Source organism: Streptomyces sp. NPDC056835 (genome assembly GCF_042789485.1).
In the GTDB taxonomy this organism is placed as follows: domain Bacteria; phylum Actinomycetota; class Actinomycetes; order Streptomycetales; family Streptomycetaceae; genus Streptomyces.
The window spans coordinates 345,591-367,243 of sequence record NZ_JBHUBB010000001.1 but is presented as its reverse complement, the minus strand read 5'-3'; the positions used below and the strand labels follow the sequence as shown (position 1 = coordinate 367,243).

The following is a 21,653-nucleotide window of genomic DNA, read 5'->3' as shown; positions in this document are numbered from 1 at the left end:
GCCCGCGCCTGCTCCGGTGCTATTTCGTGCCGATGAGATGGGCGTACACCACCACATTGCCCTGGTAGCCGCCCTTCTTGGCGAAGCCGCCCCCGCAGGTGATCACCCGTAGCTCCGCCCGGTCCGTGGCCCCGTACACCTTGCGGTCGGGGAAGTCGGCGTTGTCGTAGACCTCAAGCGCGTCGACGGTGAAGACGGCGGTACGGCCGTCCGCGCGGGTCACCTCGATGAGATGGCCCTTCTTGAGCGTGCCCAGCTCGTAGAAGACGGCGGGTCCTTGCGCGTTGTCGACATGACCGGCCAGGACCGCGGTCCCCTTGGCCCCCGGGGTGGCGCCGTCCTTGTACCAGCCCGTGATGTTGCGAATGCCGGACGGCGGTACGTCGAGACTGCCGTCGCGCCCCAGCCCCAGCCCGAGGACCTGCGCGTTCACCTTGATCTCGGGGATGCTCAGACGCACCGGGGCGGAGGGCCGCATCGGAGCGGCGGTGAGCTCGCTGTGGCTTCCGGGGCCCGCGGCGAAGGCTTCCGCGGCGGTCGGCATGGGCGGGGTCACGGGCTCGGAGCCGTTCTGGACGAGCCAGATCCCGACCAGCACGGGAATGGCTATCAGCCAGCCAGAACCGCCGCCCCTGGTCCGGCCGCCGGCTCCGCACGCGCACGCGCCTCTGCCACCGCCTCCTCCGCATATGGCGCCGCACCCGGCCCCGTACATGCCTCTGCCTCTGCGCCTGGCCCTGGCGGTCATCAGTCCTGTTCTCCTGTTTTCCCGTCGGTCGTGCGGATGGCTCGCTGGTCGTGCGGTGTCCCGCTGCTGTGTTCCGAGCCTTTGTATGGAGAGGTTCCCCGCCCCCGTCAGCGATGAGCGTGACGGGGACGGGGACGCGGGGCGGGACCGGGGCGGTGGAGACCGGCCCGTCAGCTTGCCTGCGCGCCGCTCGCCCGGCGACGCAGGAGCCAGGTCCCGCCGACGGCGGCTGCGGCCAGAATGGCCACGCCCGCCGCGATCTGGGTGGTGTCGGGGGCGACGCTGCCGCCGACCCCCGTTCTCACATGGCCGGTCGGCCCGCCGTGCTCCACGAAGAGCTCGCCACGGGCCTCTCTGCCGTTGTCACAGCGCACGCGGATGCTGTGGGTTCCGGTCCTGGCGTGGCGCGCCACCCGGAACTCCCCGGCCACGGCCTCCTTGGGGGTGGCGCGGCGCTCCAGCCTGAATTCCCCGGCGCCGACGGACTCGGCGAAGCCCCGGCCGCTGCCGTCACGTCCGCATGCCGTGGTCCTGGCGACGACGCTGGTGCCGGGGCGCACGCGCCTGGGGGACAGATCCAGCCGGGCCGGCTTCCCGCGGTCACGCGCGTCGTCCCGGCTCCCGTCACCCCCGCTGTCCCGGCTCCCGTCACGCCCGCTGTCCCAGTTGCCGTCGCGTCCGCCGTCCCAACTGCCCTCCTGGCCGCTGTCACGGCCGGTGTCCCAGCTACCGTCACGGTCCACGGCGACGGCCGCCGTGTTGCCCGTGACGGTCAGGGCTATCGCGGCGGCTGCCAGCGCGGTCGCGGTCTGCAGTCGGACAGTGGTGGGCATGGTGGCATCCTCCGAGGCTGGCAACGGCGCGGTACTCGTCACCTCCGAGATAAGGCGCCCCGGAGCGCGCACGCCTGCTGATGGGCGATCAGATTCGTCGGCCGGGGGGAGCCCGCCGGGCCCGCGCGCCGGTGTCGTCGCAGGTCACGGCGGAGCGGCGGCGGTCCGTCGGCAGGGCGGCCCGTGCCGCGCTGAACGGGTGAGCCGATGCCCGGACCGGTCGCCCCGGGGGCCGTCCCGTCACTCAGATACGGTCCCACTCCACCCCGTCGTACAGCTCGGTCACCCGCTTCACCAGCGCCGCGTCCCCCGGGAAGACCGTGTCGTCGATCCGGTCCACCGGGGCGATCCCGTGCGAGTTGGTGACCAGGGCCGCCCGGTACCGGGGCAGGTCCGCCAAGGTGATCTCACGGCGTACCGAAGGGAGACCGGCGCCCGGGAGACGGGACTCCACCAACGCCATGGTGATCCCCGTCAGAAGCGGGGCGTCCGGCCAGACCACCGAATCGCCGTCCCAGAACGCGATATTGGCGATCGCCGCCTCGGCCACCACCCCGCCCTCGCCGGTCAGCAGCGCGTCGTCGAAGCCCGCGTTCCTGGCCACCCGCCCGTAGTGGATCTGGGCGAAGCCGCCCAGATGCTTGATGTGCGCGACCGGGCGCAGATACGGGACGGACATCAGGCTCCGCGCCCGCCCGTCCGGGGCCGCCGGCGGCCGTACCGTCACCATCAGGCTGGCCTCCGCCGCCCCCTCGGGCCAGTGCACGTACACCCGCACCGAGGCGTCCCGTACGTCACCGAGCGCGTGCCGGAGCAGGGCGCGTACCCGCTCGCCGTCCAGACCCGAGCCGAACAGCTCCCGGGTCGAGGCGTCCAGCCGGGCGAGATGGAGGTCCAGACCGCGTACCCGGCCGTCCCTGATCTGCATGGCGGTGAAGTGCCCGTACGTGTCGAGCGCGCGGAGCCGCAGGTCGGCCTCGGTGGCGGGCCGGCCGTCGACCTCGATCAGCGGCTGTGGTGCGGTGGTGGTAGTCGTCATGCGCCTCACGGTATGCCGGTCGCCCGTATGGGCGGGAAGGCGGAGAGGCAGGGGACGGTCTCGGTCGGGCCGGGGCCGGTCTCGGTCGGGCCGGGGCCGGGCTCGGTCCTTGATCGGCCGGTCCTCGATCGGGCTCGGTCCTGGAACGGTCAGTCCTTGATCGGGCTCGGTCCTTGATCGGCCGGTCCCTGATCGGCGGGTCCTCGATCGGTCAGTCCTCTATCAGCCGGCGCGGTCCCGGCCCGTGCGAGGCCAGTTCGTCGCCGGGGTTGGAGAGCACGCAGCGGTCCAGCGACAGACAGCCGCAGCCGATGCAGTCCGCGAGGTTGTCCCGCAGCCGCCGCAGCGCACGGATGCGCTGGTCGAGGTCGTCGCGCCAGCACTCGGAGATCCGCGCCCAGTCCTCCCGGGTGGGCGTACGGTCCTCCGGCAGCAGCGCCAGGACATCGCGGATCGTGGCGAGCGGGATGCCGAGGCGTTGCGAGGTACGGATGAAGGCGACCCGACGGAGCGTGTCCCGGCTGTAGCGGCGCTGGTTACCGGTCGTACGGCGGCTGCTGATCAGCCCCTCGCGTTCGTAGAAGCGCAGCGCGGAGGGGGCGACGCCGCTGCGTTCGGCCAGTTCACCGACGGTGGCTTCCTTGGCGTTCCAGGCGAGATGCGTCATGCGGGCCAGCGTAACTTGACCTGAACCATGGTTGAAGTATGACGCTCTTCCCATGGACCTCACCACGCGGGAATCCGCGATCACAGCCGTGCCCGGACACACCGGGAAGAAGGGCGGGCTGCGGCTCGCCGTCATCCTCGGCAGCAACCGCGAGGGCCGCTTCGGCCCCGTCGTCGCCGACTGGTTCCTCTCCCGTACCGCCGAGCGCGAGGACTTCACCACTACGTTCATCGATCTCGCCGACACGGACCTGTCGGCCCCCCTCTCCTCCCGCCCCGGCCCCGCCGTACGGGCCGAACTCGACAAGGTCACCCCGGCGCTGGCGGGCGCCGACGCCTTCGTCGTCCTCACCCCCGAGTACAACCACTCCTTCCCCGCCGCCATCAAGGCGCTGATCGACTGGCACTTCGTCGAATGGCAGGCCAAGCCCGTCGGCTTCGTCTCGTACGGCGGGATGTCCGGCGGGCTGCGCGCCGTCGAGCAACTGCGCCAGATCTTCGCCGAGATGCACGCCGTCACCGTCCGGGACACGGTCTCCTTCCACAACGCGCACGCGCACTTCGACGCCGAGGGCCGGCACCGGGACCCCGCCGCGTGCGACGCCGCCGCGCGGACGATGCTCGACCGGCTCGCCTGGTGGGCGCTGGCGCTGCGCGAGGCCAAATCCGTCCGTCCGTACGCCGGTTGACCACGGCCGTCCGCCCGCCCACTTCGCATTCATACGTATACGGGGGACACAAGAGATGTCCGTTCTGATCCGCCTGCTGGGCGACCGGCTGCGCCCCTATACCGGGCTGCTCGCGCTGGTCGTCGTGCTCCAGCTGATCCAGACGCTGTCCACGCTCTACCTGCCCACTCTCAACGCCGACATCATCAACAACGGTGTGCTGACAGGTGACACCGGCCATGTGCTGTCGACGGGCGGTGTGATGCTCGCCGTCACCCTGCTCCAGATCCTCGCCGCCGGCGCGGCCGTGTACTTCGGGGCCCGGGTCGCGATGGGCGTCGGCCGCGATCTGCGGTCCGCCGTCTTCTCCCGGGTGCAGGACTTCTCCGTACGGGAGATGGGCCGCTTCGGCGCCGCCTCGCTGATCACCCGGACGACCAATGACGTCCAGCAGGTCCAGACCCTCACGGCGATCGGGCTGACCATGCTGGTCGCGGCCCCGTTGACCTGTGTCGGCGGGATCGCGATGGCCGTCAGGCAGGATGTGCCGCTCTCGCTGCTGTTGCTGATCTTCGTACCGCTGCTCGGCGGCTGTCTCGGTCTGATCGTCCGGCGGATGCCACCGCTGTTCGCGGGCATGCAGCGGCGTATCGACCAGGTCAACCGGATGACGCGGGAGCAGATCACCGGGGTGCGGGTCATCCGGGCCTTCGTGCGCGACACGCACGAGCAGCGGCGGTACGCCCGGGCCAACCGGGAGCTGATGACCGTCGCCCTGCGGACCGGCCGGCTCACCGCGTGGATGCTGCCGACGGTCATACTGGTCTGGGAGTTCGCGACCGTCACGATCGTCTGGGTCGGTGGGCATCGCCTCGACTCCGGTGCGTTGCGGGCCGGTTCGCTGATCGCCTTCCTCAGCTATCTGATGCAGATCCTGATGGCCGTGATGATGACGGTCTTTCTGCTGACGCAGCTGCCGCGCGCGGCGGTGAGCGCGGAGCGCGTCCAGGAGGTCCTGGAAACCGAGCCGTCCGGGGCAGGGCTTTCTGGAGCCGGGCTTTCCGGGGCCGGGCTTTCCGGGGATCAGCTGTCTGAGGCCCCGCTGCCAGGAGGCCCGCTGTCCGGTGCCCGGTTGTCCGGTGCCCAGTTGCCCGGGGCGCAGTTGCCCGGTGCCCAGTTGCCCGGGGACCTGCTCGCCGACGCCGGTCGGCTGGAGATCCGGGGCGCCGGATTCCGCTACCCCGGAGCCGAGGAGCCCGTGCTGCGCGCCGTCGATCTGACCGCGCGTCCCGGTCGTACGACCGCCGTCATCGGCTCCACGGGCAGCGGCAAGACCACCCTGCTCAATCTGGTGCCGAGACTGCTCGACCCGACCGAGGGCGAGGTACGGATCGGGGGCACCGACATCCGGGCCATGGACCCGGCCCTGCTCGCCCGTACGGTCGGATTCGTACCGCAGAAGCCGTACCTCTTCTCCGGAACGGTCGCCTCCAACCTCCGTTACGGGAAGCCGGACGCGACCGACGACGAGCTGTGGCGAGCGCTGGAGACCGCGCAGGCGGCCGGATTCGTGGCCGCGCAGGCGGAGGGACTCGACGCGCCGGTCGCACAGGGCGGCGGCAATCTCTCCGGCGGGCAGCGCCAACGCCTCGCCATCGCACGGGTGTTGGTAGCACGCCCCGAGATCTATCTCTTCGACGACTCGTTCTCGGCGCTGGACTACGCCACCGACGCGGCGCTCCGGGCGGCGCTGGCCGGGGAGACCGCGGGATCGACCGTGGTGATCGTCGCCCAGCGCGTCTCCACCATCCGGGGCGCCGACCGGATCGTGGTCCTCGACGAGGGCCGGGTCGTCGGCACCGGAACCCATGAACAGCTCATGCGGAACAACGACACCTACCGGGAGATCGTCCTCTCCCAGCTCAGCGAGGAGGAAGCCGCATGAGCGCTCCCGAACGCCGGGGGCCCGCGCCGCAGCGCGGCCCCGGCCTGACCGCGGGACCGTCCCTCGAACGCTCCCTGGACTTCCGCCGCTCCGCCGTACGGCTGCTGCGGACGATGGCGCCCGAGCGGGCGCTGCTGCTCGGCGTGCTCGCCACCGGGACGGCAGCCATAGCCCTCGTCGTCGTCCTCCCGAAGATCCTCGGCCATGCCACCGATCTGGTGGTCTCCGGAGCCGGCGGTCCGCACGGCGTCGACTACCCGGCGGTGGCACGGGCCCTCGCCGTCGTCCTCTCCCTGGCCTTCGTGTCCGCCGCCCTCAGCTGGGCGCAGACGCGGCTCACGATGGAGGTCGTCCAGCGGGCCGGCTACCGGTTGCGCGAGGAGGCGCGGGCGAAGCTGTCCCGGGTGCCGCTCGCGTACATCGACAAGCAGCCGCGTGGCGAAGTCCTCTCCCGTACCACCAATGACATCGACAACATCACCCAGACCATGCAGCAGGCGTTCGGCCAGATGGTGCGCGGAGTGCTGACGCTCGTCGGCGTGCTGGCGATGATGTTCTGGATCTCACCGCCGCTGGCGCTGATCGTCCTGGCGACCGTCCCCGTGTCCGTCCTGGTGGCGGTACGGATCGGGAAGCGGGCCCAGCCGCAGTTCGTCAAGCAGTGGGCCGTCACCGGCCGGCTCAACGGCCATGTCGAGGAGATGTACACCGGTCACGCCGAGGTGCTGGTCTTCGGCCGGAAGCGCGAGGCCGTCCGCACCTTCGAGAAGCACAACGAGGAGCTGTACGAGGCGAGTTTCCGGGCGCAGTTCATCTCGGGGGTCATTCAGCCCGCGCTGAGCTTCGTCGGCAATCTGACCTATGTGCTGATCGCGGTGGCCGGCGGGCTGAAGGTCGCCTCGGGGACGCTGTCCATCGGCGATGTCCAGGCCTTCGTCCACTACTCGTACGAATTCAACGGACCGGTCGCGCAGCTCGCGTCCATGGCCAACCTCCTCCAGTCGGGCATCGCGTCCGCCGAGCGGGTCTTCGAGCTGCTGGACGCGGAGGAGGAGTCGTCCCCGTCCCCGGCCCTGGTCCCGTCCCCGGCCCTGGTCCCGTCCCCCTCTCCGTCTCCGGTCCCGGTCCCGGTCCCGGTCCCGGTCCCGGGCACAGACACAGGCCCTGGTCCCGTCCCCGGCCCTGGTCCCGTCCCCCTCTCCGTCTCCGGTCCCGGTCCCGGTCCCGGTCCCGGTCCCGGTCCCGGTCCCGGTCCCGGGCACAGACACAGACACAGACACAGACACAGACACAGACACAGACACAGGCCAGCTCCCGGACACGGGCCGGGGGCCAGGCCCGGGGACAGTCTCGTTCGAGAAGGTGTCGTTCCGGTACGAGCCCGACAAGCCGCTGATCAACGATCTGTCGCTCTCGGTGTACCCGGGGCAGACGGTCGCGATCGTCGGGCCGACGGGTGCGGGCAAGACCACCCTGGTCAATCTGCTGATGCGGTTCTACGAGGTGACGGGCGGCCGGATCACACTCGACGGCGTCGATATCGCGCGGATCCCCCGGGAGGAGCTGCGGTCGGGGATCGGCATGGTCCTCCAGGACACCTGGCTGTTCGGCGGCACGATCGCGGACAACATCGCGTACGGCGCCCCCGGCGACGTCTCGCGCGAACGCGTCGTGGAGGCGGCGCGCGCCACGCACGCGGACCGGTTCATCCGTACGCTCCCCGACGGCTACGACACGGTCGTGGACGAGGAGGGCGCGGGACTCAGCGCGGGCGAGAAGCAACTCCTCACCATCGCACGGGCGTTTCTCGCGGAACCGGCCATCCTGGTCCTGGACGAGGCGACCAGCTCGGTGGACACCCGGACCGAGGTGCTGATCCAGAAGGCGATGGCGCGGCTGGCCCACGGCCGTACGAGCTTTGTGATCGCGCACCGGCTCTCCACGATCCGGGACGCGGACGTGATCCTGGTGATGGAGAACGGCGCGATCGTCGAACAGGGCTCGCACGACGAACTGCTGGTGGCGGAGGGCGCGTACGCGCGGCTGTACGCCTCGCAGTTCCCGGCCCTCGCGGTGTAAGGTCCCCCGGCCCGCCACCGAACATCCGGAACCCGAAGGAGTCCGTTCGTGCCACCCACCGCGTGCCTGACCGTGCTGACCACGACCGACAGCGCCGACAAGGCGGAGGACCTGGCCCGGGGTGTGATCGAGGCCGGGCTCGCCGCCTGTGCGCAGATCTCCGCGCCGGTCACCTCCGTGTACCGCTGGCGGAGCGCGATCGAGACCAGCGAGGAGTGGCAGATCCTCTTCAAGACCACCGCCGCCCGTTATGACGCGCTGGAGGCCCATCTGAAGGAGGCTCACGACTACGAGACACCGGAGATCATTGCCACGCCGGTGGTGCGGGGGAGCGCGGAGTATCTGGCGTGGATCGCCGAGGAGACTGTCGCACCATGAGGGCCGGCGCCGGGGCTGACGACGGACGTGAGGGCGGGCTTCCGTTCTTCGTCTACGGCACGCTGCGGCCGGGCGAGCGGAATCACGACCTGTGCCTGCGCGGACGCGTGGCCGCGGAGGAACCGGCCAGGCTGGCGGGAGCGCTGCTGTACGACGGCCCCGGCTACCCGTACGCGATCGAGGCCCCCGGCACAGTCTCCTCCGGCGTCGTCGGCGACCTGGTCACGGCGAAGCCGGGGGAGTACGACGGACTGCTCGCCGGACTGGACGAGTTGGAGGGGTACGAGGCCCCCGGCGATCCGCGCAACCTGTACGTACGGGTGGCCCGCGACGTCCTGCGGTCCGACGGCACCCCGGCCAGGGCCTGGGTCTACTTCGCGGCGCCGAGCGTCACCCGCGCGCTACGGGCGCGCGGACGGCTGATCGAGGACGGCGACTGGCTCGCCCATATCCGCCGCATCCGCGGGGGCTGACCGGACGCGGACGGTGGGCAGAGTGGCGGGCGTCGGCGCGCGTCGGATGGCGTCGGCGAGTGTCAGGTGGCGGCAGCGAGTGTCCGGTGGCGTCAGCGGACGCCACCGCCGCCCGCCGCCAGCGCCTCGGCCACCCCCGTCTCGGCCGGTCCGAGGAACATGGGATTGGGCCGGACCGCCGCCTCCGCCGCCGCCTTCCCGGAGGCGAAGACCTCCCGTATCCCGCCGTAGTACCAGGTCGCGTCATGCGGCTCCGCGACGCCGACGCCGTACGACTCGATGCCCGCCGCCCCGCAGAGCGCCACCGCGCGCCGGACATGGAACCCCTGTGTCACCAGCACCGCCCGGTCGACCCCGAATATCCTCTTGGCCCGTACGCAGGAGTCCCAGGTGTCGAACCCCGCGTAGTCGCTGACGACCCGGTCGTCCGGCACCCCGCGCTCGGCCAGATACGTCCGCATCGCGCTCGGCTCGTCGTACTCCTCCCGGCTGTTGTCCCCGGTCACCAGCACGACCTTCACCTTCCCCGCGCTGTACAGCTCCGCCGCCGCGTCGAGGCGGTGCGCGAGATACGGCGTCGGCCGACCGGACCTCAGCCCGGCGCCGAAGACCACGGCGACGTCCCGCGCCGGGACCTCGGCGACCGTACGGATCCGGCTGTCCGCGACCGCGTGCATCCACGTCGCGGGCGCCAGCGCGAGTACGCACCCGAGCATGACGGCCTGCACGAGGTGTCTCCGGCGACGTCGGGTGAGCCGGAAACGCGGCGGCCGGGCCTCTTCGGGCTGCCGTGGCTGACGCTTCAGCCGTAGCGCGCGCAGCCGTGGCACGCGCAGCCATAGCGAGCGTAGGCGTGACACGCGTAGGCGTGACAGCTTCGGCAGTGGCATGGTGGTCCCCTCTGGGTGGTCCTGGATTCCCCGTTCAACCCGCTCTCCGCTCTGTACGACGATCGACGGCGCCGATCAGTTCGCGGATATGTCCGGTGGTGTCCAGGCGGCCAGCAGCAGCGATTCGGTCGCCGCCGACGCGTAGACCGTCGCGGCCAGCCAGGCCAGGGCGAAGCCCCCGGGATCGGCGGGCAGCAGCCGGCCCAGGACGTCATGGCGGCGGTCCGCCGCCGCGTCCGTCAGCGCCTCGACCCGCCGCGCGCCGGTGGTGAGGCCCACCGCCCGCAGCCGGCGCGGTAGTTCGTCGTCCGCCGACGCGGCCGACACCGCGCGGCCGCCCGCGACCGAGCGGTCCACGGTCCTGCGCAGCAGGTCCAGCTCGACGGGGAGCGCGGGCGGCGCCCCTGCCTCCATCGGTTCCCCTCGTCCCGGCGGCACAGCCGGGATGTGCGAGCGGTTGAGCAGGCGCAACCCCAGATCCGCGCGAACGGGTTCACCGTCGTGGCCGGTCCAGGACGCGGCGAGCACATGCACCCGGTTGGGCCTGTCGGGCACGACCCGGGCGATCAGCCGCAGCGCGAGTCCGCGGCGGCTCGCGAGGAGCGGGAGGTTCTCGGCGTAGGGGAGTTCCGTCCGCTCGTCCGGCGCCGCGAGCCGCAGGGTGGGACCCGCGACCACGGCGAAGCCCGCGCCGGTGACGACACCGTCGAGGAAGAGCAGATCGCCGCCCGCCGAACGGGCGTCGGCGGGCTCGGACAACCAGCCGAGCGCCGAGGCCAGTTGGTCGGCGGGTGGCCGCTCCCAGAGGGCGGCGAGCGGCGCTTCCCGCCAGCCCGCACCGGCGGCCCGTACGGAACGTACCGCCCCGCCGCCACCGATCCGGCCGTCCGGCGAGACGGTGGGCGCCGTGAGGATCACCCCGCCGCCGTCGCCCAACTCCCGCAGCCCTAGCGCGCAGCCGCCGGGCACCGGCGTCCCCGAGGCCTGAAGGGCGCGGTCCGGTCCGCCGGGAGCGACGTCCGAGAGCGTACGGAGCGTGCCGTCGGGCGCGAGCGCGTAGACCGTGGCGCCCGCGTATCCGGACGCGGTCACCACCGGCTCGGTGAACAGCCCGTACAACCGGAGCGGCCCTTCCGGCCGGTAGTCGCGGCGGGCCGGGGAGAGCGCGGCGGCGGGGCGGCGCACCAGATCCAGCAGCTCCGCCAGCTCGCCCGACAGCCCGGACAGCCGGAACGCCGGGTCGCCGGAACGGGCCTCGCTCAGCAGCCGCGCGATCCGCACCGCCGTGCCGGCGGGCCGGTGCAGCCCGGCCAGCCGCGCCGAGTGGGCGGCATGAAGCAACTCGGCGCGGTGGACAGCGCCGGAGCCGGAGACGCCCGAGACCAGGACGGCGGTCACGGCGTCCCGGAGCGCGTCGAGCGCCGTGGACTGGGCCGGGGTGAGCGCGGTCTCGTCGGCAGCCGAGGGCGCCGGTGCCCCGGCTTCACCCTGTCCCCCCTCCGGCTCTCCTCTCCCCTCCTCCCCGTCAGTCCCGTCAGTCCCGTCAGTCCCCTGGTGTTCCTTCTCCCGGACCGCGAGAGGGGCGACGGACAGGACCGCCGCGCGATGCAGACAGGCCGGTGCCAGCAGACAGCCGCACACCGCGTCGTCCGGGCCGGCCACGATCCCGGCCGTGACCCTCAACGTCACGGTCGTGTCCTCCGCGACCCGCACCAGGACGCCGTCCGGTGTCGTCTCCACCGGCCAGCCGGCGGCCTTCGCCACCGCCCCGTCCACACGTTTGCGCAGCCGCGCGGGCAGCAGATCGAGCGCCCCGGCCGCCACTTCGGCGGTCACCGGCGGCAGTACCGCCGCGGAATCCGTCATCGGTGCGCACCTCCTACGCGTTCGCCGACCCAGCGGGCCAGCTCCAGAGGGCTGAGCGCCGCGACCGGCATGCCCGCCCCCACCAACTGGCCCGCCACACCGGCCGAATACCGGGGCCGTCCCTCGTCGTCCAGCGAGGCACAGCCCAGGACATGACAGCCCGCGTCGACCAGCGCCCGCACCTCCGTGAGCAGCGGGGAGACCGGGCCGCCCTCCTCGAAGTCGCTGATCAGCACGACCAGCGTGCGGGACGGCACCGTCACCAGCTCACGGGCGTGGCGCAGCCCGCGCGCGATGTTCGTACCGCCACCGACCCGGACCTCAAGGAGCAGGCTCAGCGGGTCGTCGACCTGGTCGGTGAGGTCGAGCACTTCGGTGGAGAACGCGACGAAGTGCGTACTCACCGCGGGGACACCGGCCAGTACGGAGGCGGTGAGTGCCGCCCAGACCGTCGAGGCCTCCATCGAACCCGAGACATCCACGACCAGCACCAGCCGCCAGTCGGCCGCCTTACGGGCACGCGTGCGGAAGACGGGCTGTTCCGGCAGGACCGTCACCGCTCCGGTGTCCGGATCGCGGCGGGCTGTCGCCAGATTCGCCCGCAGCGTACGGGCGAGATCCAGCGGCCCGCCGGGACGGCGGGTCGGGCGCGGATGGGAGAGACCGGTGAGGGCCGGGCGCAGCCGGTTGGCCAGCGCCTCGGTCAACTCGGCCACCAGCCGGGCCACCAGGGGCCGCAGCCGGGCGAGCTGGTGCTCGGGGAGCCCACCGGCGTACGAGAGGACGGTACGCAGCAGCTCCACCGACGGCCGGGCCGAGGCCGGGTCCAGCTCCAGGGCGGCGTCGAGCCGTCCCGTATCGGCGGCGGCCGCAAGCACCTCTTCCCGTACACCGGGCCCGAACAGCGCGGACAACTCCTCGGACCAGGAACGGACATCGGGGTACGAAGCCCCGTCCCCGCCCCGGGAGCCACCCGCGTCACGCTCCTCACCGCGCGCGCCCTCGCCCCGCCCGTACCCGTACAACTCATCGAGCGCGCCGGCGATCCGGGCGGCTCCACCGGTGAGCTCCCGCCCCCGTCCGAGCAGCAGTCGCCACCGCTCACCGGGGGCGAGCGCGATGGCTCCGGCCAGGTCATCGCCCTCGCCGAGGGAGCCGGGGCCCAGCCCGCCGGAGCCGACGGAGCCACCAGGATCATCGGGGGCAACAAGATCACCAAGATCACCAAGATCACCAAGATCACCGGGGGCACCGGGGGCACCAGGATCACTGGGGGCACCGGGAGGTGCCTGTGCCGCACTCGCCACGCCACGCGCGCCCGCCGGAGCGTCCGCATCCAGCCCTCGCGCCGCCAGGGCCTCCCGGCCCGCCAGATCGGCCGCCGCCAGGAGCGCCGACGCCGCCGGGTCCGACAGCGTCCCGGGGAGGGCGCCCGCGGCGAGGCCCGTGCGGTCCTCCACCACGCCGAGCAGACGGGAGCGGGCCGCCGGGGAGAGCGTGTCGAAACCCGCGCGCAGTGAGGGGAGCCGGTCCAGGAAGCCGCGGTCGGGCAGGGCCTCGATCCGTTCCAGCAACGGATCGAGCGCGCGGCCGGTCTCCAGCAGAGGGCCCGCCGCGAGCAGCGTCCCGCGCAGGAACCCCGCCAGGTCGGCGCGGAGTTCGGGGGTCGTCGCGCTGTCCACGCGGGACGCCAGACGCGTGCCGAACTCCGCCGCATCCCGGTGTCCCAGCAACACCCGGGCCGCCCCCGCCGCGCCCCGGATCAGCGGGGTCGCCCCGGCGTCGAGGCGCTTGAGCGAGGCGTCGAGCCGGAAGCCGCCGCCCAGGTCCTGTCCGGTGGATCGCCGCGGGCCCGCGGCGTCCGGCACCGCACCTCCCCCCGTCGTCGGAGTCGGCCGCGTACGTCCAGTACGAGACCGATCCTCCGTCTCGCGATCAGACCTACCGGACGCCGCGGGCTGATCCGCGAAGATCCGCTGGACCCGGCCGAGCGCCGCCCTGTCGGCCAGGGAGACCAGGGCGCGCGCGTCGGCGGGCTCGGTGGAACCGGCGAGCCCGTCCAGTGCCCGGACCCCGGCCGCGGCCAGCTCCTCGTACGCCGCGCCGAGCGCGTCCCGTTCCCACTCGGAGGGCAGTCCCGGCAGATGGCCGGCTCCGATCCGGTCCAACAGGGCGAGGCCGGTGAGCAGTTCGGGCAGGGTGCCGGACGCGGGCAGCAGTCCGGCGGCCTCGGAGAGCCGCTCCGCGGCGAGCGCGGGCAGTCCGCAACGCACCGCGTCCTCCAGGCCGGTCAGCACCTCGGCCGCGGTCGGCCCGCCGCGCTCGCGCTCCGCCGCACGCCGTCGGCGCAGCATCCCGGCCGCCGCCTGTTCGAGCGTCACCCCGTGAACGCCCGCCACATCCAGCATCGCGGCGGTCGACGGGGACCAGGCCACGGCCCAGCGCGTGGTCAGCGGGGCGGCGTCGCCCACTCCCGCCACCTCGCCCTCCTCCCCGTACGGGACACGGCAGGCCGCGAGCCGGCGCAGACACAGCTCACGGCGCCGGTCCAGATCGCCGCGGTGCGCGTCGAGGCGCAGCTCCCGGCGGCCGGGCGCGGCCGGTGTGGGCAGCGACAGGCCGTCGAGCAGCGCCTCCACGGCCGGCCCCAGGCCGGAACGCGGCGTGCCCGGCGCGAGTCTGCCCTGCCGCGTCCCCACCAGCACCCGTTCCATGGCGGAGGCCACCACCCGGCCCCGCCCGAACAACCGCCCCTGCGTGAGCACGGTCTGTGCCGCCTCGGCCAGCTCACCGCGCCCGGCGGCGGGCAGCCCGCGCAGCGCCGCCAGGTCGCGCGCGACCCGGACCAGCTCGCGGGCGTCGGCCGGTCCGCTCGGATGCCCGGCGTCCCGTACGGCCGCGCAGATCCGTACCGCCGTTGATGTCAGCAGATCGTCCAGCAGCGCGGGATCGCCCGCCGCGAGATGCACCCCGCGCTGCCACTCCGGGTCGCGGATCCCGGCCGGATAGCCGGACCGCTCGTCCAGCAGCGCGTACGAGTACGGCACGAGCGAGGTGACGACGGCCCCGGCGGCCCGCACGTCCCTCGGCCCCGCCGACACGTCCCCAGGGCCGGGTCCCGCGGCGCCCGGCAGCAGCGCGGGCGCGTGGAAGGCGCCGATCACGGCCGCCGCCCGGCGCCCCTCGCGCTCGGCCAGCCGGCGCCGCATATTCGCCTCGCGCCGCAGATCGTACGGATCGACCGCGCCCGCGTCCGCCCGCAGGGCCCAGCCGACCAGCAGCGCGGCGCGCCGCAGCGCCTCGGGGCCGGAACCGGGCGCCCCCGCCTCGACCAGCCGGTCCCACAGATCGTCCCCGGGCCGCCCCCCGGGCCGCGCCCGCAGCGCGGCGGCCAACGCCCCACCGGTCCAGACCGGTCCACCGGACTCACCGGACCCGTTCGACCCGTTGGCATCACCGGACCCGTTCGGCTCGGCGTCCGCGCCCGGACCGGACGCGCGCGCTGCCAGCGGCAGATCGAACGGAACGACCTCCACCCCCGCCTCCCGTGCCCAGCGGATCGCCGCCAGCTCGGGCGAGAACTCCGCGAACGGCAGGAACACCAGCCCGCCGCCCGCGGCCACGTCCCGGCCGCCCGCCAGGGCGACCGGGGGGACCGTCGCCGGATCGGCGAGATACGGCAGCCAGGGCGCGAACTCCTCGGGCAGCTCGACGAACAGCACCTCAGGCGCCGCCCGGTCGAGCATCGCCGGTACGGCCGCCGCCAGCGCCGGGGAGTGGTGCCGTACCCCGATCAGATACGGCTCCCGGCACCCGGCGAGCCCGGCCAGTGCCTCGGAAGGCCCCGTGCCGTCGCCCGCCGACACGCCATCCGCCGCGACCACCTCGGCCGCGACCGCCCCCGTCCCGATCGTTCCCGCCCCGACCTCCGGCTCATCCCAGCTCATCGCGCAGCCCCCACAGCGTCCGCCACAGCGGAGCGCCCGCCTCCGCCCGGCGGCGCACCGGGCCGTCCCAGTACCCCAACAGCCGTGCGTGGTCCGCCGGGTCGTCCTTGCGTACCGTCCCGAGCAGATGGCCGGGCAGCGTACGCAGAACATCCCGCCCGTCGCCGAGATACGCCGCGCCGAGCCCCATCGACGTGGCCACATGCACCGCCTCGGCCGTCGACATGACCGTTGAGGGGCGCTCGATCTCCCAGCCCTCCGCGCTCCGTCCCGTCCGCAGATCCCGGAAGGCGGTGACCAGCGCTTCGAGCACCGTGTCGTCCACGGAGAACGCCGCCCCGCCGCGCACCAGCGCCGCCGTCGCCTGAGCGCGCACCAACTCGGTCTCCGCGTCGAGATCGCCGATCGGGCCGACCGTCTCGAAGTTGAACCGGCGCTTCAGGGCGGCGGACATCTCGGAGACGCCCTTGTCGCGGAGGTTGGCGGTGGCGATCAGCGTGAAGCCCGGTACGGCGTGCACCGTGCTGTCCCCGCCCTCGCCGCCCGCCAGTTCGGGCACGGACATCCGGCGCTCCGACAGGATCGAGACCAGCGCGTCCTGCACCTCGGGCAGACAGCGCGTGACCTCCTCGACCCGGGCCACCGCGCCACGTGTCATGGCCGTGAGGACGGGGGAGGGCACCAGGGCCTCCCGGCTCGGCCCCTTGGCCAGCAGCAGCGCGTAGTTCCAGCCGTAGCGGAGCTGGTCCTCGGTGGTGCCCGCGGTGCCCTGCACCGTGAGTGTGCTGCTGCCGCACACCGCGGCGGACAGCAGCTCGGAGAGCATGGACTTGGCCGTGCCCGGCTCACCGACGAGCAGCAGTCCGCGCTCGCCCGCCAGCGTCACCACACACCGCTCCACGAGCGCCCGGTCTCCCACGAACTTCCGTGACACGACCAGTTGTCCGCCGTCGGCCGACCGCAACGCCTCACCGTCGGAACCACAGACGAACAGCACCACCGCGCGCGGCGTCAGCCGCCATCTCGGCGGGCGCGGTCCTTCGTCGTACGACGCGAGGAACGCCAGCTCCGCCGCGTACCGGTCCTCCGGCAGCTCCAGCTGCCGCCCCGGCTCGTGCTCCGCCGCCGTCATCTCTGTCACCGTCATCGTCTGCCTCCCCGGCCGCTACGGCCCTGGAACTCCTCGAACCCCGGCACATCGCCTTCAACGACCCGCCGCCACGCGGCCCTGTACAGCTCCGGCACCGGCCGGTCGGGCACCACATACGAATGCAGGTCCCACGGCAGCAGCGCCGTCTTCCAGCTCTCCGCCGGCAACCGCGGCGTCCGCTGCTCCAGCCAGCCGCCCGGCAGGAACAGCGAGCGGCCCGCCCGCGCGCGCTTGGCCTCCACCACCAGGTCCGTGGCGGCCAGTTCGGCCCGCGCCTTCTTCAGCCGGGCCGGCTTCCACCCCGTCCACTCGGCCTGGTGACGGTCGGTCGGATCGGGCAGCGCGAGCAGCATCAGATAGAGCACGGCGGCGTCCTCGGAGAGTCCGAACCGCTCCGCCGCCTCGCCCACCAGCTCCGGCGCGCCGAGCCGAGGGTCCTGTGGCCGCCCCGGCGGGCCGTCCGCCGTGACCAGCTCCATGAACTCCGCGCTGAGCAGCATCCGCAGCGCCGTCAGCTGCGGCGCCGCGCCCGCCATCGCGGCCAGCAGCGTCAGATCCGGATGGTCGGGACCGCCCTCGCCCTGGCCGTCCGTCCCTTCCATGGGCAGTACGGCCGAGGGCCGCACCCAGACACTCTCCCAGCGGTTTCCGTACCGCGAGGGCGTGAGCACCAGCGCCGGTGAGAACTCGAATATCTCCTTGTCGCCCGCGCCGCGCTCCGGCGGCAGGCCGCGGGCCTCGCGCAGTCGCTCGGACACGGAGTCATAGGCGGCGTCCCGGTCGACCACCAGATGCAGCAGCAGACCGGGATCCGCCAGCCGCTCCCGCAGCTTGCGCGCGGTGACCGGCAGGACCTCGCGCAGCGGGTCGCCGTACGGCAGCCGGTACGCGAACCAGCGCAGCGCCTCGACCATGGCATAGAGCGTGGACCCGGTCAGCAGCAGCCGCGGTTCCGCCGGCTCCAGCTCGCCGTCGACCATCCGCTGTTCGGTGCGGCCGGACAACTTCTCCTGCCACTCGGGGTTGAGCGCGTCATGTGCCGAGGTGCCGCCGCCCAGCTCGGCCACCAGCTGCCTGATCAGCGAGGGCGGTACGGGCCGTCGCCTGCCGAACGCCGTGATCCACGCCTCCACCAGTGGTTCCAGCGCGAACCCGGTGGTCCACAGCTCCGCCACCCGCTCCGGACCGGCGGGCAGCAGCAGTGCGCTGAAGGCCCGTCGCTCCCGGACACTCAGCGCGCCGAGCGTGGCGACCCCCACCTCCACCTCGGCGTTCTTCGCACCCAGCCGCTCCAGATACGCGGCGGGCAGCACCCCCTGGCCCCGGTAGCTGCCCATCTCCGGGGAGCCGAGCTGGAGCAGGGCGCCCGCGGTCGCGATGATCCCGACCCGCTCGGCGAAATCCATGGCCTGCTCGGGGCGGTACGGCAGCGGGCCCCGCTCCCGTACCAACTCCATGATCCGGCGCACCACCGGCGCCCGTACCGGATCGTCCGCCGCGCCCAGCACCTCGGACTCGATGAGCACGCACCCGTCCCAACCCCCGAAGGAGCCGGCCGGGTCGTACTCCACGCAGTGCCAGTACGCGTCCTTGTCGTCGGACCGCAGTTGGCCGAGGAACACCAGCCGCCGTGCCCCCGCGTGCCGTACCTCACCGGCGAGCTTGCTCGCCTCGCTGCCGGGGATCAGCAGTTCCACGGCGCGCAGCCGGCCGCGCGGGTCGGTCAGCAGCGCGTCACCGTCCGCCTCGACGGCCAGCGCCGCGTCAAAAAACTCCAGCAGCGCGGCCCGGTGTTCGTCGGAGGTGGTGGGTGAGGCGGCGCGCAGCGCGAGCGCCGCCATCCCGGCTCCGGCCAGCGTCACCCACCCCTGATCCGTCCGCTCGACCGGCGTGCGCCCCGGCACCGCGGCCGGTGCCAGCGCCTCCGACAACAGCCGGACCTGCTGGAGGACAGCCGCGCTCCCCTCCGGCACATGGTGGTAGTCGTACCGGTACGTCGACACGGCGAAGCCCTGGAACACCTTGCTCAGCACGGCGTCGTGGGCGTACCGGACCTTCTCCTCAGCGTGCTCCGAGCCCGGCCCGCGCGCCGCGCGCTCGGCGAGCGTGGCGATACGCCCGCTGTGGCGCGCCGCCTCGTCCACCAGCCCGGCCACGCCCGCGACCAGCCCGGGGTGGGTGATGTCCGGCAGCAGTCGGCGCACCGCCGCCTCCGCCTTCGTCCCTTCGGCGACCAAGGCCAGCAGCGCCCGCGCGTCCGCGTCCGTCACCGCGCGCAGCGCGGCCGAACCTCGCTCGTCACGCGTCCGCAGCGCGTGCCAGTACGACAGCGGGGCCACCAGCGGGGTGCCCGCCGCGTACGCGCCACCCCGGCCTCCGTCCTCGAAGCGCGCGATCTGGATGCCGTCGGTGTCGTACAGGGAAACCGACGCGCCGTAGCCACGGGACTCGCGCGGATGGAGCGAGGCCCCGCCGGGCAGCCGCAGCGGCGGCGCGGGAGTCCCGTCGGTGAGATGCTCGACGCGAGCGCGGGCCGGGACCGGCACCGCGGGGCTCCGGCTGCCGTCCACCGAACAGGCGGTGAGCGTCCCCTCCTTGGGGTCGTACGTCACCCACCAGCCCAGCAGCCCGTCCTTCGTGCCGAACGGAGAGGACTCCAGACCGGGCTGTACGGGCAGCAGCCGACAGGCCCGCTCCAGCAGCCGTACGCCGCCCCCGGCCAGCGCCGAGTCGAAGAACGCGGGCACCGACACCCGGCCCCTGCGGGCCGACTCCGGGTCGTACTCCCACCACTGGTTCTCGTGCAGCACCCATACGGAGATCCCGTCCGAGGCGACCGGGCGGCGCTCCGCCGCGAACGAGGTGTCGCCCGCGTACACCGGCCGCCCGCCGTAGCAGCGCCCTCCGTCGGGCAGCTCGAACGACGGCGTCTGGGCGTCCGTCCAGTGGTCGCTCAGCTCGCCCTTGGGCTGGAACACCTCGGCGGGACGGCCCGACCACACAGCCCGCCGGTCGTCGCCGTACCCGTTGGCGATCAGCCACTGGCCGCCCGCGTAACGGATCGTCATCGCGTCCCAGGAGCGGTTCGAGGCCGTCGGGGGAGTCAGCGGCCGCTGGTCGAGCACGGCCGTCGGCCCGACCGCCGCGACCTGCGTGCCGACCCGGACGAGCAGGGCGGGCCAGGAGTCCCGCATCTGGTACCACGCCTCGGCGCGGTACCCGTAACGCTGTCCCGAGGCCTTCGGGTCGACCTTGCCGAGCCCCGGCAGCGCCTCCTCCAGAGCGGGCCAGCCCAGCTCGTCGAGAATGCCCGCCCGCAAGGTCCTCGCCAGGGCGGGAGCGGGCGAGACCGCCGTGATACGCCGCACCGCCTCCGGCGCCGTGGCCAGCACGGACGGCGAGGAGAAGCGGCTGAGCCGCCGCAGCAGGCCGTCCAGCTCCGGCAGTCCGAAGGGCCGCGACAGATCGTCGGCGCGGTCGGCCAGCCAGCCCACGAGCACGGTGCGCAGCGCGGGATGGTCCGCGACCCGGTCGAGCCGGTCCTGGGCGTCACCACTGTCGGCCACCTGCTCCACGCCCGCACCCAGCAGCCGCGTGAACCGGGGATCGGTGGTCAGCGCGACCAGATCCCTGCGCCCCTCGCGTTCGTCCGTCAGCCAGTCGTCCAGATCGAGGTGCGAGGCGCCCTCCGAGGGCCCGGCGACCGGCACGCCCCACGCCAGACAGGCGTCGAGCAGATCCAGATCCGCCGTCACGCGCCGGCCGTAGCCGCCGAGCAGCCGTACCGGCGTGCCGTCGGCCACCAGCCGCCGCACCAGCCTTTCCAGCAGGGTCAGTTCGGCTTCGAGGCGCACGGTGGTCCGCCAGCCGCGCTGCCGGTGCCTGGCCCAGGACGACAGCCACTCGGCGGCCGGGACCGTCCCGTCCACCAGCAGCTCGACCGCCCCGCACCGGTCGAGCAGCGCCAGCCAGGACGCGTCGAACTCCTCGGGCCTGTCACCGCCCGTGGCGGGCAGCAGCGTCAGCAGCCGCTCCCGTACGGAGCGGTCCTCGGCCGCGATGGCGGCCAGGGCGGGCAGCGCGGCCTTCCAGAAGCCCCCCGCCGCGCGGTTCATCGGACCGGTGTGGATGATCTCGCCGAGCAGCGACTGCTCCTCGGCGTCCGCGTCCAGCCCCGCGCCCTTCGCGAGGCGCCGCAGATCCTCCAGCATGCCCGCGTACGGGGCGAGCCCGGCCGCGCACCGCTCCAGCGACACCGCCCTGAACTGTCCGTACGCCTCGGCCGCCGACAGCCGGACCGTCAGCGCCTTGGCGTGCTCACGCAGCGCCTTGCCGGTCAGCGCGCCCGCTCCGGCGAACTCCAGGAAGACCTCACGCAGCCGCTCCTCGTCGACCGCCAGCGCGTGCCGCTGCTCGGCCGCCCGCGCCTTGCCGAAGAACACCGAGGCCTGCTGCCGGGATTCGACGGCCAGGAAGAGCCGTGCCACCTGCTCGTAGTAGGTGGGCAGGAAATGCGGGACGGACCGGTCGAGCCTTTCGCCGATCTCGTCGAAACCCTCCTTCGCCAGCCCCGGCTTGGTGCTCACGAGCCGGGTGAGCCGTTCCATCTCCTTGACGACGGCCAGCGCGTGATGGCCGTTGGCCGGGTCGTTGACCAGCGCCCAGGCCGGGAAACCCAGCGACTGCCGCTTCACCCGGCCGACCTCGGTGACCTCGGCCGCGCCGAACCCCAGATACTCCAGGGCAAGATCCTCGGCGGCCCCGATCGCCCCGGGCACCAGCCGTACCACCGCGCGCTCGTCCAGCGCGGGATGGCCGTACGAACGCGCCGTCAGCACATCGCCGGAGGCACCGCCGAGTGGCAGCACCGCACCCGCCTCCAGCAGGTCCTTCCCCAGCCGCTCCCGCTCCGGAAGGTCCGCGCCCGTGGACTTCCCGTCCACCCGTGTCCCGCTCAGCGGTCGCATGCCG

Annotated in this window: 14 protein-coding genes and 1 pseudogene; 5 read left to right on the top strand and 10 right to left on the bottom strand. The window is 73.4% G+C overall.

Annotated features, from left to right (window positions below; all coding sequences use genetic code 11):
- Positions 1-19 precede the first annotated feature (19 nt).
- From ACFRMN_RS01655 to soxR, 4 genes are all read right to left on the bottom strand, one after another.
- Positions 20-598, bottom strand: coding sequence for a class F sortase (locus ACFRMN_RS01655; RefSeq protein ID WP_383011605.1), 579 nt, complete (start codon positions 596-598; stop codon positions 20-22).
- A 320-nt stretch (positions 599-918) separates the two neighbouring features.
- The gene (locus ACFRMN_RS01650; protein WP_383011602.1) at positions 919-1,581 is read right to left on the bottom strand and encodes a hypothetical protein; all 663 of its coding nucleotides are present in this window, start codon (positions 1,579-1,581) and stop codon (positions 919-921) included.
- A gap of 244 nt (positions 1,582-1,825) precedes the next feature.
- A complete protein-coding gene (locus tag ACFRMN_RS01645) occupies positions 1,826-2,620 on the bottom strand; it encodes an aminotransferase class IV (RefSeq protein ID WP_383011599.1) in 795 nt (264 codons plus the stop codon).
- Positions 2,621-2,831: 211 nt separating this feature from the next.
- Complete coding sequence (gene soxR / locus ACFRMN_RS01640; RefSeq protein ID WP_383011596.1) at positions 2,832-3,287, bottom strand: redox-sensitive transcriptional activator SoxR; 456 nt, start codon at positions 3,285-3,287, stop codon at positions 2,832-2,834.
- Between the two features lie 52 nt (positions 3,288-3,339).
- Here soxR and ACFRMN_RS01635 point away from each other — a divergent pair, with 52 nt between their 5' ends.
- Together ACFRMN_RS01635 and ACFRMN_RS01630 are read left to right on the top strand one after the other, a co-directional pair.
- A complete protein-coding gene (locus tag ACFRMN_RS01635; protein WP_383011593.1) occupies positions 3,340-3,975 on the top strand; it encodes an NADPH-dependent FMN reductase in 636 nt (211 codons plus the stop codon).
- 55 nt (positions 3,976-4,030) lie between these two features.
- Positions 4,031-5,899 carry an ABC transporter transmembrane domain-containing protein gene (locus ACFRMN_RS01630; RefSeq protein ID WP_383011590.1) on the top strand — a complete coding sequence of 623 codons (1,869 nt, stop codon included), beginning with the start codon at positions 4,031-4,033 and terminating at the stop codon, positions 5,897-5,899.
- On the opposite strand, the gene ACFRMN_RS01625 is transcribed toward ACFRMN_RS01630, so the two are convergent.
- Positions 5,851-6,105, bottom strand: a complete 255-nt coding sequence (locus tag ACFRMN_RS01625) for a hypothetical protein (protein ID WP_383012060.1) — start codon at positions 6,103-6,105, stop codon at positions 5,851-5,853. The genes ACFRMN_RS01630 and ACFRMN_RS01625 overlap by 49 nt on opposite strands.
- Here ACFRMN_RS01625 and ACFRMN_RS01620 point away from each other — a divergent pair.
- From ACFRMN_RS01620 to ACFRMN_RS01610, 3 genes and pseudogenes are all read left to right on the top strand, one after another.
- A pseudogene (locus ACFRMN_RS01620) lies at positions 6,013-7,978 on the top strand (ABC transporter ATP-binding protein). The gene ACFRMN_RS01625 and the pseudogene ACFRMN_RS01620 overlap by 93 nt on opposite strands.
- Before the next feature lie 48 nt (positions 7,979-8,026).
- On the top strand, positions 8,027-8,356 hold the full coding sequence (cutA, locus tag ACFRMN_RS01615) for a divalent-cation tolerance protein CutA (RefSeq protein WP_383011587.1): 330 nt from the start codon (positions 8,027-8,029) through the stop codon (positions 8,354-8,356).
- A complete protein-coding gene (locus tag ACFRMN_RS01610) occupies positions 8,353-8,829 on the top strand; it encodes a gamma-glutamylcyclotransferase family protein (RefSeq protein ID WP_383011584.1) in 477 nt (158 codons plus the stop codon). The genes cutA and ACFRMN_RS01610 overlap by 4 nt, the downstream gene beginning before the upstream one ends.
- Before the next feature lie 92 nt (positions 8,830-8,921).
- Here the strand turns inward: ACFRMN_RS01610 and ACFRMN_RS01605 are convergent, their stop codons facing one another.
- From ACFRMN_RS01605 to ACFRMN_RS01585, 5 genes are all read right to left on the bottom strand, one after another.
- Positions 8,922-9,719 carry a vancomycin high temperature exclusion protein gene (locus ACFRMN_RS01605; RefSeq protein ID WP_383011581.1) on the bottom strand — a complete coding sequence of 266 codons (798 nt, stop codon included), beginning with the start codon at positions 9,717-9,719 and terminating at the stop codon, positions 8,922-8,924.
- Positions 9,720-9,794: 75 nt separating this feature from the next.
- Entirely contained in the window at positions 9,795-11,585 is a 1,791-nt protein-coding gene (locus ACFRMN_RS01600) for a hypothetical protein (protein WP_383011579.1), read from the bottom strand.
- Entirely contained in the window at positions 11,582-15,532 is a 3,951-nt protein-coding gene (locus ACFRMN_RS01595) for a DUF5682 family protein (protein ID WP_383011576.1), read from the bottom strand. The genes ACFRMN_RS01600 and ACFRMN_RS01595 overlap by 4 nt, the downstream gene beginning before the upstream one ends.
- On the bottom strand, positions 15,519-16,679 hold the full coding sequence (locus ACFRMN_RS01590; RefSeq protein ID WP_383011573.1) for an AAA family ATPase: 1,161 nt from the start codon (positions 16,677-16,679) through the stop codon (positions 15,519-15,521). Before ACFRMN_RS01590 ends, ACFRMN_RS01595 begins: the two co-directional genes overlap by 14 nt.
- Positions 16,676-21,649 (bottom strand): hypothetical protein, encoded by a 4,974-nt coding sequence (locus ACFRMN_RS01585; RefSeq protein WP_383012036.1) that lies wholly within the window; start codon positions 21,647-21,649, stop codon positions 16,676-16,678. The genes ACFRMN_RS01590 and ACFRMN_RS01585 overlap by 4 nt, the downstream gene beginning before the upstream one ends.
- Between the last annotated feature and the right edge of the window lie 4 nt (positions 21,650-21,653).

Bases quoted from the DNA above. Each gene is read 5' to 3' on its own strand.
- ACFRMN_RS01625 (WP_383012060.1), bottom strand. From the start codon at position 6,105: ATGGCCGAGGATCTTCGGGAGGACGACGACGAGGGCTATGGCTGCCGT.
- ACFRMN_RS01630 (WP_383011590.1), top strand. From the start codon at position 4,031: ATGTCCGTTCTGATCCGCCTGCTGGGCGACCGGCTGCGCCCCTATACC.
- ACFRMN_RS01595 (WP_383011576.1), bottom strand. From the start codon at position 15,532: ATGAGCTGGGATGAGCCGGAGGTCGGGGCGGGAACGATCGGGACGGGG.
- ACFRMN_RS01585 (WP_383012036.1), bottom strand. From the start codon at position 21,649: ATGCGACCGCTGAGCGGGACACGGGTGGACGGGAAGTCCACGGGCGCG.
- soxR (WP_383011596.1), bottom strand. From the start codon at position 3,287: ATGACGCATCTCGCCTGGAACGCCAAGGAAGCCACCGTCGGTGAACTG.
- ACFRMN_RS01610 (WP_383011584.1), top strand. From the start codon at position 8,353: ATGAGGGCCGGCGCCGGGGCTGACGACGGACGTGAGGGCGGGCTTCCG.
- ACFRMN_RS01600 (WP_383011579.1), bottom strand. From the start codon at position 11,585: ATGACGGATTCCGCGGCGGTACTGCCGCCGGTGACCGCCGAAGTGGCG.
- ACFRMN_RS01645 (WP_383011599.1), bottom strand. From the start codon at position 2,620: ATGACGACTACCACCACCGCACCACAGCCGCTGATCGAGGTCGACGGC.
- ACFRMN_RS01635 (WP_383011593.1), top strand. From the start codon at position 3,340: ATGGACCTCACCACGCGGGAATCCGCGATCACAGCCGTGCCCGGACAC.
- ACFRMN_RS01590 (WP_383011573.1), bottom strand. From the start codon at position 16,679: ATGACGGTGACAGAGATGACGGCGGCGGAGCACGAGCCGGGGCGGCAG.
- ACFRMN_RS01605 (WP_383011581.1), bottom strand. From the start codon at position 9,719: ATGCCACTGCCGAAGCTGTCACGCCTACGCGTGTCACGCCTACGCTCG.
- ACFRMN_RS01650 (WP_383011602.1), bottom strand. From the start codon at position 1,581: ATGCCCACCACTGTCCGACTGCAGACCGCGACCGCGCTGGCAGCCGCC.